The organism is Parvimonas oralis (assembly GCF_047608425.1).
GTDB lineage: Bacteria > Bacillota > Clostridia > Tissierellales > Peptoniphilaceae > Parvimonas.
The window spans coordinates 638,109-653,114 of record NZ_JBLKRS010000001.1; the positions used below are offsets into that span (position 1 = coordinate 638,109).

Genomic DNA, 15,006 nt, shown 5'->3' on the forward strand with positions numbered 1-15,006 from the left:
CTCCTTTAGTCATTTTCTATATCAACTTCTATTATTCCATATCCTCTTGATTTAGAATTTCCTATTCTATAGTATCCTTCATTAAATTTTTCTAAATAAGACTTTATTTCATCTTTTATTTTTTCATCACAAGTATCTGTTTTAAGAATAATATTCCCTTCAAATTTTATGCCAGGCTTTACAACTTTATATGTTCTTGGATTAGATATAAGTTCTCCATTAATCTCTTCAATAGATGTTTTGGTATCTATTAAAAAATAATCTTCTGTTTCTAAATCAATAACTCTTAAATCAGAAAAAAACAGACGAGGAGTATCATTTAATCCTTCAATTCCAAAAATATATTCGGCTTTAACATCATTTAACAAATTTGAAATTTTAGTAATTATCTTTTTTATAGATTCTATATTTTTTGAAGATTTTTCATCCATTTGTTTTAATAATTTGGAATATTTATCTTTTTCTTTTTTTAAAAAATCTACAATAAACTTCTCTATGATATCATTTTTTTTACACTCTTTTCTAAAGATATTTCTCAAAGCTCCTTTCATTGCAGAGCCATGAATTATTGGTTTTCCATTTTCGTCAAGAGTTGTGCATTGATCTACTCCTCCTATTGAAAATGCACTTGTTTGATTACCTATTAAACAATTAGATTTAGTTGTTACAGTATATTTAATTTTCATAATTATTTTCCTCACTTTTATTTATCAGTTTTTTCTTTGTTTTTTCATTTTGTCCTGAAATTATCCTATATAGTATTCTTTGTTGGTCATATTTATAAAATAATATTATTCTATCTAACCATTCTGTTCCATTAATATTATAAAACTCTCTATTAAATTTATCTTTATTAAATTTCAATCTATAGTTTATAAAATGTTCTTCTTTTTGTATATCATTATCTTTTTCATCCTCTTTTTCTTTTGTTTCTATTAATTCAGCATAATTTGCAAATAAAGTTTTAACCTTTTCTTTTTTTCCAATTTCTATTAAATTCTTAGCCTTAAAAAGCATAGATAAATGAAATGGAACTTTCTTAAATGTATTAAAACCTTTATCAGTAGTATTTAATATAAAACATTTTTCTATAGAATCTCCAGAATTGCAAATATATTTTAGAGGCTTTATAAACATATTAGAATTCAAAAAATCTCTTGTTTCATCATTCTTTTCAAATACTATATACCTAAACTGATTTAATCTAATATTAGAGATGTATTTTTCATCAGTTAATAATAAAATCAATTTTAATTTTGAAATTACATTTTTAAAATTACTTTTATCATATACTATTTGATTTTCATCTTCATTTTCCTTTTTATTTTTCATAAACATCTTCATAAAGTAATTCTTTAAATATAATTCCTTAGGAATAACTTTTGATTCCACATTCCTTATATCAGGGCACAGAAAATATAAAAAAGTGTTTACGAATTTTTTAATATTATCTTCATTATTTTTATTAGAAATATCAATATTTTCTAAAGCATATAAAAAATTATGAATGAATGTATTTGTATAGATATTTTTATTTTTCAATTGTATTAATTCTAAAATTTCCGTTTTAAATTTGAAAAAACAATCTTTTTCTCTTTTTCTTTGTTCTTCCAAATAACTATAAAACATATTTCCTGCAATAGATGTTCCAAGTATAGCTTTTATTTCTTTTGAATTTTTTTCTTTAGTAAATTTTTTTGCATTATGCAATTCTCTTTCAACTATTTCTCTATAATATCTTATTGGTTGATGATTATTTGTAAATTCTACTCCAACAGATATTACAAGTTTATTCAATTTACTACTTTTATCATTACTCAAGCTATTGATTTTTTTATTAATTTCATCATTAATATCATCTATAAGATTTCTTAAAATCAAAATTGAATCCAAAACTGACTCTATTTTTACAGCAAAAAATATATCATCTCCCGCAATATACAGAGGAAAAATTTTATTAGTTAGATTATTATTTTTTGATATTAGTTTTCCTAGATAATTTACTGTAATTTTATTTTCTAAAATTAAACTTAATTTCATATACGTATCATAATCAGTAATATCAGAGAAAATTTGTCCTATATTATTTATATCTGCTTTTACAATAGCTATTTTACCATTAGTTCCTTCTTTATCATCAGATATTAATTCATCCATATTTTTAATATATACACCTGTATAATCAATAAAATTTTTATCACAATTTATATCACAATTTATATCACAATTTAAAATATTAACTTCTTCTTGAAAAGAAAATAAAATCTCATTATTTTCTACAATAATTCTTCTTTTTGTATCATTAGATTTTAAATAAAAATTTACTTTATCTATAATCTCCTTATTATTAAGATTTAATTTTTCTAAATATACATAATTTATAAGAAGTGTTCCGGAATATTTCAAATAAATATCTTTAAATAAATTTTCCAACTTTTCTTTTATTTTATCTTCTATATACTCAACCTCAAAAATATATTTTCCTGAAATCCATAATATTTTTTTGCTTATATCAAATAATTTTTCAATATCTTTAGAAATTGTACTGGAAACTGTATTTGATGCTTTTATAACTTCTTTTAAAGTGTGTTCATCTTTTTGTATCTCTGACCTATTATCATCTAAAGTTTGATAAATATATTTTTGAATTTTTTCAACAGAAATTCCAACTATAAATGACATATTATTCTCCTTTATTTGTATTTTTATTAAACATATCTACATAAGCCTTATGTGGAAAAAACATAGGATTATTTATCATCATAAGCATTTGATTAAATTGAAAAATAAATGAAAGCAATGAATATTCTTCTTTTCCTTTGTGTATAACATAGTCAGATATTTTTCTGTTTACTAGTGTCTCTGATTTAAGTTTCTTATCTTCTTTTAAATTTCCTAATTCTTTTTTATCAGCCTGATTATAATTTTTTAGGACATCTAATAAATTTTCATCACTAAAATTTATTTTTAAATTACCATTATATTCAGTATTATTTTGAGTTTGCTCTTTACTTGATTTGCTTTTTTGATATGCCTCAATAACAATATCGAAATAATGCCTACCATAAGTATAATCGTTAGATGTCTCATTTGTAGGTATATGACATAATATCTTAATAGGCTTAGTTGCCGTTTGAATGGCATCACATCTGCTTTCTTTACCAACATGAATATATGTAGCTAATCTAACTATTGAATCATTTGAAGTTTGTAAATTATTAATAGAGTTTGTCCAATTTAATAAGTCGTCCCTATCTAATGATCTACTTTTACATTGAACAACTGCTGCTACAGCTTCAATTGGTATAAATTTTATCAACCCATAATTAAAAATATAAGGTGTATATTGTTCATCATATATTGCTATATCTACCTCATTAGAAATATTCTCTTTTGAGTCTATTATAAATACCGAACGTGCAATATTAAATTTTTTAGGTATTATCCTTCTGAAAAAATCTGCCCAAATTTCTTCTCGATATGTCCCTGCAGTTAATTGATGGTTGGTAACATCATAATTTAACTGAGTTACCAATTCCCTTTCCATTTTTAAATAATTTTCTTTAATGTCATTAATGAAATCACACATACAATAAACCTCCTCTAATACAAAATTTTAAAATATATATCGACTAAAAGCTATAACAGATATTTTAAATAAAATTATCTGTAGCTCCGTTGTCAATGCCTAGGATTTCTTTTTCAAGCCATTTTTCGTCTCTACTATTAAATATTATTAGTGAATCCCTATCTTTTCTTATTGTTTTGGCTAATGATTTTTTCAAGGTAAATAATTGGGATTTAGTTAATTCTCCTTCAAATACCGAATTTTGCACATGAGAGAGATATTTTTTACAAGTTTTGAATGTATCTCTCCACACTTTTGCACCTTTTTCATCAAGCACTATATCATAAACTAATATTATATACATTTCTACCACCAAAGTTTAAAGCTTTCATATTCTTTTTCATTCATTAGATGTTTTACAAGTTTATATGCCTCTAATCTAATTAAATATTTGTAACTTACACTTTTTCCTAAAGTTTTATGCTTTATAGTTTTATTTAATCTATCTTCATATTCTTTTAAAACTATCTGAGAACCTTGTTTTGTAAATTGAAGATAATTTAATCCTTCTATGAAGTGCTTTTCTGTAATTTGCTTTTTATTTAAGAGTGAAAAAATCATTCTATCCCCTATAAGAGGTTTAAATATCTCTGCTATATCAAGCGCAAGTGAAAATCTTCTATCTCCGGGAGAATGTAGATAACTAACAGTAGGATTTAATTGTGTTATGTATATTTGTGAAAGTACAGTCGTATAAATTAATGTATTTACAAATGAAATTAAAGTATTTATTAAATTATCCGGTGGACGCTTTACTCTTTTTTCGAAATTTATTTCTTTATCGATAATTGTATTCCATGAGTCATAATAAACTTTATGAATATTTCCTTCTATCCCCATAAGTTCAGAAATATTGGTTTGTAAATCAATATGTCTTTTTAAATTTGAAATAATCTCAATAAATTCTTTTACATTTTTCCCTCTTTCATTATAGTACCTTAAGTTTCTTAAAATTCCCTCTGTTGCTCCCTTAACAAATTCTTTTGCTAGAACAAGTCTTTTATCGTCATTAGAAAAGTATTCTACCTGTTTTACGAGTAATTTACCTGAAATATTTTGTTCTTTTGGATAAAAACTGCCTGTATAAAAATTATAATAGTTAAAAAAATGTACAGATATTCCGTATTTTGAAAGTATATTTATCAAACTCGTATTGAAACCCATTTCAGTCATAACATAAATATCTGAAACAGTTTCTATTGGAATATCTTTTTTATTTCCGTTGTTCATACAAATTTGTAAAGTATTATCTTTTCGTTTTAAATCTGATTCAGAATATATAAAATAGCTTTTTTTCATAACTCCTCCCTATATTAGGCATATATCACAATATGCACAATTTTTACATAATTTTATCTTTTTAAATTCAGGGGGCTTTTCACTTTCAACCAAAGTTCTTATTTCTTCCAGAATTTTTGGTATTTTTTCAAAATCTTCCAATTCCAATTTAATTTTTTTACTCTTTCTTAGAAGAGGATAGTCCAAAACTCCCGTAATGTCTTTAACTCCTTCATTATGTAAAATCCAAAGATAATATTTTATCTGTTCAATAGAGGCTTCCTCCATTACTTTACTCTTTTTTACTTCATGAATTACATTTTCATCTTTTATATAATCTATATTTATAATATTTTTTACATTAATATGCTTTTCTTCTCCACTATAAAACTCTTCATCAATGGATTTCCCTATCGAAACATCTTCATTTGTATGCTCCATTGTAATCCCATTATAAAAATACCAAAGTTTCCTTTTGCAAACAAAATTGTAATAAATCATTATTCCCGTAATTTCTCTATCCATAAAATCACCTATATAAAACTGTCGTATTCATATTCATAGTCTTTTTTATCGACATCAATTATTTTTTTAAATCCTGTACTGTCTAACAACTTTCCTTCTTCAGAAGTCAATCTGATAAATCCTTTTTCGTCATATTTACAATATACTTTGTATAAGTTTATATTTTTTGATATTTCAATTTTTTCTTTTAAATATTTAGTATCATATAAACCGACAGATACAGTATATTTCATAAGTTCATCTAACTTTTTGGTAAATTCTAACTTTAATTCTATTTTTTCATCTTCGGATTTGCTACAAAGTAATTTGCTCTTTATATCTTTAAGTTCATTTAATATTGAATTTATCTCATTTTCATTTAAAAGTCCTCTTTCAATATCTACCGGAAAAACATTAAATGATATTATATCTCTAAATGTCTGTTTGTCTTTATTTTCTATTCCTCGTTCTCTTAATGATATATTAATATAATTATATCTTTCCTTATATTCTTCCAAAAATTTAGAAGACTTCTTTATTTTTTCGAAAGTAAAAAATTCTTTTATTAAATTCTGTTTGTCCTTTTCAGTTAAAATTCCATCACCTTTTTGTTTAATTGCCTCTTTACTTAAATCATAAATTTCTTTATAAATAAATCCTTTTTTTGAATCTTTATTATCTTTTAATAAATTTTTATTTATTTCTGTAAAAACATAGCAGTTGTAATCATTAACTTCTTTTTTCCCTTTCCTGTTAACTCTACCAAGCCTTTGAAATAAACCATTTAAATCTGAAAGTTCGGTAAATAACAAATCAAAATCTATGTCTAAACTGGCCTCTACTATTTGCGTTGATATCCAAATTTCATTTCCTATATTTTCAGTTTTTCCAACTTCTATTATCTTATTTTCTTTTTCATTTCTTTCTTTTTTTATAAATTTACTGTGTAAAATATTTACATTTTCTAATCCCTTTTGTTTTAAGTCTGCAAAAACCTCTTGAGATTTTTTTATTGTATTACAAACAACTAAATATTTTTTGCTTTTTGAATCGTTTTTTACATAATGATTACAAATATATTCCGCATTAAGTTCATCTTCTAATATTTTTAAATTGTGTCTTTTCATATCATTTGTAAATTCTTTAGTAATAAATTTATATTTTTGCTCCTGTTCGTTCAAATAATCTAAATTTTCCGTAAGCAACAAGTCTTTTATGAAAGGTGGAAAAGTTGCTGTAATTATGCAAACTTTCCCACCTATTTCAATTATATCCTGTATTCCACGAATAAGAGTTGCAAGAAGCTCAGGACTATATGCCTGTATTTCATCTATAACAACTTTTGAATAACTCATCATAGCATTTTTAAATTCAAATCCTTTACTTCTAAAAACAAAATCAAAAATCTGATCAGGTGTTGTTATATTTAAAGGAATAGAAAACTTTTTACTATTTTCGTAATAGGATAAAATTTTATCATTATCTTCACCATCAAAATTCTCAAGATACATATTCAAAGTATCGCTATGCAATAATGCTACCTTTTCTTCGATTTCTTCACCATTACAAATATTATTTATAATCCTGTTATAAATAGAATTTATAGCTGTTTTTAAAGGCAACACAAAAAAGCCTTTGGTATCACCAATCCAATGTAATCCCGCTTCGGTCTTTCCCATTCCGGTCTGTGCAATTACTATTAAATTTTCTTTTTTATTTTCCTTACAAAAATTTTGTAATTCATTCCAATTAGCTTTGTCATCTTCTTTTTTCCAAGTATTTAATAAATTATCCAATCCATTTTCCAAAAAATTAGGATAAAATTCAGCAGGAATATGAGCACTTGCAGAATAATCACATTTATTAAGTAATCCTAAAATTTTTATAAAGTCCATTTGATTTTCTTCATATAAATCTTCAATGTTTCCCAAGTTGCTATCTAATTTTTCTATTTGTTTTTTGTCTAAATTCGAATAAATATTTAAAAGTCTCTCTAATATCAACTTTCTATTGTCTTCGCAAGTTATATATTCAAAATTATCTATATAATGATGATGATTAAAAATTGCATAAGATGCCAAATTATTCTCATTAAGAAAACTATTAGAAAAATTATTTAATTCAATATACATCATATAGTATGACAATATATTATGAGGAACCTCTTTAAACTTATCAAATTTAGTATTATTTTTAAGCCTTTCAGTAAATAAAAAATCAGACTTTCCAACGTCATGGTATATAATTGCTCTTTCTAAAATTTTACTATCTTCAGTATCTACATAATTCAAACTTATAAGTAATTCTAAACTTTTTAATAAGTTTTCTGTATGCTCTTCAATAGTTTCATCCGGTTTTGCAAGCGAATCTGCTATAGAGCTATTTTTAAAAATTTCCATTTAATCTCCTAAACTAAACTAACAATATAACCATCTTCATCCAAATAAATATTTTTATCTGTGGACTTATTATATTCTTTTAATTCATCAAAATTTATTTTATATTCAGATAAATAACCAACTCTATACTTTTTAAATATTCTTTTGCCTTTTTCTATTTTATAATTTTTATTAATATAATAATTAGTTCCTTTAGTTTTTATCTTATTAACTTTTTTTCTGATATTTTTAAAAGTTACAATTCCTTTCTCTATTGCTTCAGTATAAACATATCCACTATTATATATAAATTCAATATCATTCGGATTATCTTCATAAATATTTACAAATTTAACTTCTTTTATCTCAACAAAATCTTCGCTTCTTCCTAGTGATGTAAAATTTATTATATTTCTTATAATCTCATCTAATATGCTTTTGTCTGCTCGAATGTGAATTACTAAATCAATATCATATAAAACTTCATAATATTTAATAGAATTAACAAGAATTTTATAGATAGAATCAAAATTATAAGAATCCATCTCTTTATTTGAATTATCTTTTCCCAAATTCAAACCAGAATTATCACTATAATCAAATGGTATATTTACTCGTTTTATTGATTCGTTTTTTTCCAAGTTAAGTTCAGAAATTCTTCCGTTTATAGCTTCTTCAAATTTGTCAAAATCTTTAGTTTTTTTCCCACTTAACTTGTATAACCTAATATATTCTTTAACTTCATCAATATCGAATATATCTATTCTTAGTTTTTTATCAGATTTATTTTTGGATTTATTTTTTGAACTTTCTATTCTAGTTATCATTGTATATACATCATTAAGTATATGTGGGTTTTTTATTTTAACTAAAACATTCCTATCATGTTCAATCTTATTTAAAAATGCTTGATCTCGATACATTTCTTTCCCTAAGGATTGAAACCTACCCTGAATACTTATATCCATATCTTTGTATTCTTTATAGTTACAAGCATTGTGAATTGCACCGATTATGGTTGAATAAGGTGGAAGTGGATAAGTCATTTTATTTTCTGAAGTTTCCTCTTTTTTATAATTAGCTTTATTTTGATGTAACTTTATCCTTAAAAGTTTATCCTTCATAATATTTTTTTACATCCCCTTTTAACTTTTCAAAAAATTCAGTAACACTTATAGGATTTAACTTTTCTTTTATTTCCTTTTCATTTACAAAGTTTCCACCTTCAATAAATGCTATTTTATAATCTTCTTTATTTAGCCTTTCAATCAATTCATCAGTTATTTTTAGTGTGCTTTTTGTAACATTCACGACATTATCAAAATAGTGAGTTTTACAGTTTCCAATTCCTCCAAATATCATTAGAGGTTCTGCATTATCAAGATTCCCTTTAACGACTAATGATAAGTTTTCTATTGTTTCCAATATTAAATTTACTCTTTCAATTTTTTCAGAAACTTCCGCCTCTGCATTAAAATTTTCATCAACACCCACTTTGTCTAAATCAAATGTTATACTGTATTTCTTTAGTGACTTATCAAATTCATATTGATATGGCATAAGTCCTGATTCTCCTGCTTTTTCTTGTAAATTTATTCCATTATCTCTTGCATAAGTTGATGCTAAACATAAATTGTTGTGAAATCTTGTTTCATTAACAAATTCATCACACGCAACTGCATCTGTTAAATAAAATGAACTTTTTCTTATAACTGTTAAATTGTTAGTATTCATATATCCGCCTTCAAGCGCTCTACAATTTGATGCATTCAATTTTTCAGTAACTTCTTTTTGGGTTACTTTTTTATCAACTACAACCTTCAAATCATCATACATTCCACTTTGAGTCATAATTGCATTTTTCATACTTTCTCTACTTCTTGTAGCATAAATTTTACCATTTTTAAAAACTTTTTGTACAGATGATGCATTCCCCAAAGTTTCTCCATAATTTGAAGTAATATTACATACAACAGTAAGTGTTAATCCTAAATTTTTCTTTTCTTTATTTTCCATTTTTTAAACCCTCCTACTTATTTTCATTATTTCCATTTTTATTATTATCTTCTTTAACACATAATGCATTTACAAATGTATATGCTACATTTTTATTTTTTTCAAAATCTTTAAACAAATAATATGCAAAATCAAATGTTACAGAACTATAAGATGAAAGTTGAAGTAACGTTACTGAAAACTTTTCATAATCTTTAAAAGTCAAACAGGAAATTAATTTATTCCTATATGCATCGATTTTTCTAGGCGTATCTTTTAATTTAAAAACGACTTTTTCTGCACTTTCTCTGGCATTAAACAAATTAAAATTCATTTGTTTCTCTTCCTTTTCCAATTGCTCTTTTTCTTTTTTGTTATTCACCATAATATCAACTCCTTCATATATTTTTTGGTTTATTCTAATTAATTGACTAATTAAAAAACTATGGTTATCTATTTTGTTTTCTTTGTTATCTTTATTTTTTGGCTTACTGCCATCTCTAAGGAGCTTATCAATTAGATAATCCAAATACTTAGTATATAGGATACAATCAATGACTTCATCTAAAATCGGTTCATATTCATCCGTCCTTAATTTGCAAGGACTGTTTATTGCTTTAAAAATATTATCATCTTTTATATCTGAAATTTTTCCAAAAATTTTAATAGCAGAATTTCGTAAAAACATTGTTTCAAAATAATCATTTTTTTTCTCTTTAGTTATTATTTCAACTTCATAATCTAAAAACCTTGAAACATTTTTTATGTCAAAAAACAAATTCAACTTAAAGTTTTTAAAAATCCCCACTGAATTTTTTTCATCTAAATCCAAATTTTTATCTGTTAAATAATCATTTGATTTTAATAACATATCGGTTGAAAAATTATTATTAATAAAAAATGAACTATCTCCTTTTGAAAACGCAAAAGGAATATAATCAAACTCACAATAATCCTCATATACATAAGTATTATAGTCCCAATTGAATGATAAAGATTTTGTCTTTCTCCCTTGATCAACATAATATCCCAATAACCTACATATTTTTTGTTTTTCTTTTCCCATACAACTTGGATTACAAAATTTCGAATACATTGATTTTGCCCCTTCAAATGTCTTTTTTATTAATTCAAGCTTATTATCAGATATTTTCAATAAAATATTATCCTTGTTTTTTATAGAAATTTCATCATTTTTAAATGTATTTTTCATTATTGTATTCCAAAAACTTTTTAAATTTTTAACTTTTTCTTCATCAAAATCTTCAGAATTTAAAAGATTTTCCAACCTTTTATGATGCATTTTATCTTTAAAATATTCTTCTGCAAAATCATAATATTTCTCTTCATTTTTTGATATATCTATATCATCAAAATTATATAAAAGCACATCACTTCTTCCATTATATTCTGTTGAATAATTGAGTTTATGATATTTTAGATACCTTATAATTCCAACTGCAGCTGCTGAAAATCTCCAATCAGAAAATTCTAATTTTCTATCATATCCGTTAAAATTACCTTTATCTTCTATCATTAAATCATCTCCCAAGAATCTATAAGCTGTAATAGTCCGAAACCTGATGCATTTTTACTTCCGACAGACGAAATCAGCATTTCGTTTAATAAGCTATTATCGGCATTAATTATAATTACTCCTAAACTAGCATCAATATACAATCCATAAAAAAGTACAACGGCTTTTTTCATTTCAGAAATATCCATCTTCATATCATCAATAGCGTTGGAATAATTTGGAAAATGAATTTTTAAATTTTCTTTAAATTTATCAAAGAAATCCTCATCTTCAACAGTTATATGTCTATCTGTATTATCTTCTCTATTATGTTCACGAATTACAAGAGGAGAACAAAATTTAAATCTTGCACAATTTCCAACAATCTTTTTTTCATTTACAATTTTAGCATCTGTTAAAACTATAAAATTATTTTTAGAAATTTTAAATTCCTTGTCTTTATATTCTAAAAACGAATTGAAAAAGATAGTTCCAACATCAGTTTTTGGAGATTTAAAAGTAATCTCAAAATTATTTTCTCCAACTTCAATTCTGTTGGAAAAAAATTTGGGTTTAAAAAATTTGACCGCCCACGAATATTTTTTTTCATCACTTTTAATATAATCATCCCCAAAAAACTTTTCAAAAAATTCACCATTAGAATAATTTGATACCGCTGTTTTAAAAAATTTAATACAGAAACGATGATAATCTTTAGGGATGAAATTATTATCTGTTTTAAATTTTAAAACGATTTTCATAACAAACACCTCTCTTTATATTAATTTATTATTTATTATCTTATTTTAATTTCAAATTTTAATACTTTAATCAAATTTCTTAGGTTCATAAATTTTATAATATTTTCCTTTGTACTTTATTATATTTTCAATCTTTTCATATTCATTTGTGGCTGAATTTTTGACCTCTGCTTCGTATAAGTCAGATTTTATTAATAGCTTTCCTTTTTGGTCATATAATTCAATTTTTTTGTCTCTCATTTTAGAGATATTTTTTATTTCACTCTTAAAAATTTCTTCAAGAATAGATTTTTCTTTTAGTTCTTTAAAATCACTTAATCCGTTTTCAATCACGATTGTATATGAAATGTTATAAATATTTTTTGTAGTTTCATGAGTATCAAGACTCTTTATTTCAAAAAGTAATATTATTACTATAGAAACTAAACTTATAATATGTTTTATTTTTTCAGATTTCTTTGATATTATGATGAAAAAAATGTCTTCTAACAAAGCCAAAACCCAAACAAATAATGCTATAACTACCAAATCTATAATAAAAAAGAGTATAATTCCTAAAGTAGCAATAATAAAATGAAATAATCCATAAAATTTTAAAATCTTTTCAGGATTTTTCATTTTAAGATTTCTCATTAAAATATTATATGCTTCAGAAACATACTCCTTATTTCTAATCTTATAGAACATAATTCCTATATATACATATCTTGTCAAAATTAAAACCATTAAACCATAAAAAAACAAGTATCTCATTGTTATCCTCCTAGTAATCTTATTAATTTATAACTTAAGATGATTATAACAAATTAAACCAATATATTCAACAATTTAATGAAAATATTTTCATAAAAAAATAGCGAAGTTTTTCTTCGCTATTTTTTACATTTTTTATTAATTAGAATAATTCTTTTTTTATTTTTTCATAAACTGCATCAACTGTAAATCCAAATTTTTCAAATAATAAATTTGCAGGTGCTGATGCTCCAAATGTATCAAGACCTATTGAAATTCCATCTAATCCTACATATTTGCCCCAACCAAATGTTGATAGAGCTTCAATGCTGACTCTCTTTCTGATGTTATTAGGTAATACACTTTCTTTATATTCTTTACTTTGTTTTTCAAACTCTTCCATACATGGCATTGATACAAGTCTTGTGCAAATATTTTCTTCTAAAAGTTTTTCACAAACTTTGTAAGCCAAGCCAACTTCTGAACCTGATGCAATAATAATCATTTCAAAGTCTTTTCCAAAGTCTTTTAGGACATATCCGCCTTTTAGTGCTTCAGATGAAGTTACTTCTAAATTTGTCAACTTTTGTCTTGTAAGAGCTAGACAGCTTGGAGTTTTTCTGTTCTTTAATGCAGATATCCAAGCATAAGCAGTTTCTTTTGCATCACAAGGTCTATACATTGAAACATTTGGTGTAGATCTGAACATTGCCAAATGTTCAATTGGTTCATGTGTAGGTCCGTCTTCTCCAACTCCAATGCTATCGTGAGTTAAAACATAGATAACGCCTTGATTCATAAGTGCAGAAAGTCTTACAGCAGGTTTTAAATAATCACTGAAAACAAAGAATGTTGCACAATATGGTAAAAGTCCTCCATGTAATGAAATCCCGTTACAGATTGCAGCCATTGCATGTTCTCTTACTCCAAAGTGAATATTTTTACCGCTTCTGTTTTCAGGTGAATAGTAGTCAAATTCTTTCATTGTTGATTTGTTTGAAGGTCCTAAATCCGCTGAACCTCCAAAAAGATTTGGTAATAATCTAGAAAATCTGTTTAATACAATTCCACTTGATTCTCTTGATGCCATATCTTTATCAAATTCAGTAATTGATGAATCGTTTAAGATTTCTTCGTCAATTTCTTCTTTCATAAATTTTCTGAATAAATTATATTTTTCAGGATATTTAACTTTGTATTCTTCAAATTGTTTTTCCCATTCATCAACAAAAGTATTCTTTCTTTCAACAACTTCTTTCATATATTTTTTAACTTCTTCCGGAACATAAAAACTTTCTTCATATTCCCAACCAATATTTTTCTTAAATGTTGGAATATTATCTTCTCCTAAAGGTTCTCCATGTGCTGAAGCACTTCCCTCTTTGGTTGAACCGTATCCAATTTTTGTCTTTATTTCGATTAATGAAGGCTTATCAGTTAGCTTTGCTCTTTCTATTGCTTCTTTAATTTCATTGATATTATTACCATCTGCAACAAAATAAGTATCCCAACCTAGAGCTTCATATCTAGCTCTTACATTTTCACTAAAAGCAGTTGAAGTATCACCTTCGATAGTAATATTATTACTATCATATAAAACTATAAGTTTTCCTAATTTTAATGTGCCTGCAAGTGAAGATGCTTCATTGCTGATACCTTCCATAAGACAACCATCTCCAACGATTGAATAAGTATAGTGATCTACTATTTTACAATCGTCAGTATTGAAAATTGAAGCTAAATGACTTTCCGCAAGTGCCATACCAACAGCCATTGAAACACCTTGTCCAAGTGGTCCTGTTGTTGCATCTATTCCAGCAGTATGTCCATATTCAGGATGTCCCGGAGTCAAGCTGTCAATTTGTCTAAAATTCTTTATATCTTCAATACTAACACCATAATCAAATAAATGAAGTAATGAATATAAAAGCATAGAACCATGTCCTGCTGATAAAATAAATCTATCTCTGTCAAACCAATTTGGATTTTTAGGAGAAATCTTCATACAATCATTAAATAAAGTAAATGCCATTGGTGATGCTCCAAGTGGAAGTCCGGGATGTCCTGACTTTGCTTTTTGAATAGCATCAGCACTTAATGTTCTCATAGTATTAATACATAAATTCTTAATTTCCATATCATTCCCTCACTTAAATATATTATTTTTTTAAATAAACTTAACGAACTTATTATATCAATAAATACATTTTTTTT

At 25.0% G+C, this 15,006-nt stretch carries 13 protein-coding genes; all 13 read right to left on the minus strand.

Annotation, left to right across the window (positions count from 1 at the left end; translation table 11 throughout):
- Positions 1-5 precede the first annotated feature (5 nt).
- Positions 6-686 carry an RAMP superfamily CRISPR-associated protein gene (locus ACMX2D_RS03070; RefSeq protein ID WP_414972656.1) on the minus strand — a complete coding sequence of 227 codons (681 nt, stop codon included), beginning with the start codon at positions 684-686 and terminating at the stop codon, positions 6-8.
- Positions 676-2,682 carry a Cas10/Cmr2 second palm domain-containing protein gene (locus tag ACMX2D_RS03075; RefSeq protein ID WP_414972657.1) on the minus strand — a complete coding sequence of 669 codons (2,007 nt, stop codon included), beginning with the start codon at positions 2,680-2,682 and terminating at the stop codon, positions 676-678. Before ACMX2D_RS03075 ends, ACMX2D_RS03070 begins: the two co-directional genes overlap by 11 nt.
- Position 2,683: 1 nt before the next feature.
- On the minus strand, positions 2,684-3,589 hold the full coding sequence (locus ACMX2D_RS03080; RefSeq protein ID WP_414972658.1) for a DUF6602 domain-containing protein: 906 nt from the start codon (positions 3,587-3,589) through the stop codon (positions 2,684-2,686).
- A gap of 64 nt (positions 3,590-3,653) precedes the next feature.
- Positions 3,654-3,932 (minus strand): CRISPR-associated endonuclease Cas2, encoded by a 279-nt coding sequence (gene cas2 / locus ACMX2D_RS03085; RefSeq protein WP_029948750.1) that lies wholly within the window; start codon positions 3,930-3,932, stop codon positions 3,654-3,656.
- A gap of 2 nt (positions 3,933-3,934) precedes the next feature.
- Positions 3,935-4,927, minus strand: coding sequence for a type I-B CRISPR-associated endonuclease Cas1b (gene cas1b, locus ACMX2D_RS03090; protein WP_414972659.1), 993 nt, complete (start codon positions 4,925-4,927; stop codon positions 3,935-3,937).
- Between the two features lie 9 nt (positions 4,928-4,936).
- On the minus strand, positions 4,937-5,431 hold the full coding sequence (cas4, locus tag ACMX2D_RS03095) for a CRISPR-associated protein Cas4 (RefSeq protein WP_414972660.1): 495 nt from the start codon (positions 5,429-5,431) through the stop codon (positions 4,937-4,939).
- Positions 5,432-5,439: 8 nt separating this feature from the next.
- On the minus strand, positions 5,440-7,809 hold the full coding sequence (gene cas3, locus ACMX2D_RS03100; protein WP_414972661.1) for a CRISPR-associated helicase Cas3': 2,370 nt from the start codon (positions 7,807-7,809) through the stop codon (positions 5,440-5,442).
- Positions 7,810-7,817: 8 nt separating this feature from the next.
- The gene (gene cas5, locus ACMX2D_RS03105) at positions 7,818-8,912 is read right to left on the minus strand and encodes a CRISPR-associated protein Cas5 (RefSeq protein WP_414972662.1); all 1,095 of its coding nucleotides are present in this window, start codon (positions 8,910-8,912) and stop codon (positions 7,818-7,820) included.
- The gene (gene cas7i / locus ACMX2D_RS03110) at positions 8,902-9,804 is read right to left on the minus strand and encodes a type I-B CRISPR-associated protein Cas7/Cst2/DevR (protein WP_414972663.1); all 903 of its coding nucleotides are present in this window, start codon (positions 9,802-9,804) and stop codon (positions 8,902-8,904) included. Before cas7i ends, cas5 begins: the two co-directional genes overlap by 11 nt.
- Positions 9,805-9,817: 13 nt before the next feature.
- A complete protein-coding gene (gene cas8a1 / locus ACMX2D_RS03115; RefSeq protein ID WP_414972664.1) occupies positions 9,818-11,320 on the minus strand; it encodes a type I CRISPR-associated protein Cas8a1/Csx8 in 1,503 nt (500 codons plus the stop codon).
- Positions 11,320-12,060: a CRISPR-associated endoribonuclease Cas6 gene (gene cas6 / locus ACMX2D_RS03120; RefSeq protein WP_414972665.1), complete on the minus strand. Its 741-nt coding sequence runs from the start codon at positions 12,058-12,060 to the stop codon at positions 11,320-11,322. The genes cas8a1 and cas6 overlap by 1 nt, the downstream gene beginning before the upstream one ends.
- A gap of 66 nt (positions 12,061-12,126) precedes the next feature.
- On the minus strand, positions 12,127-12,813 hold the full coding sequence (locus ACMX2D_RS03125) for a hypothetical protein (protein ID WP_414972666.1): 687 nt from the start codon (positions 12,811-12,813) through the stop codon (positions 12,127-12,129).
- Between the two features lie 142 nt (positions 12,814-12,955).
- Positions 12,956-14,929 (minus strand): transketolase, encoded by a 1,974-nt coding sequence (tkt, locus tag ACMX2D_RS03130; protein ID WP_414972667.1) that lies wholly within the window; start codon positions 14,927-14,929, stop codon positions 12,956-12,958.
- Positions 14,930-15,006: the final 77 nt, after the last annotated feature.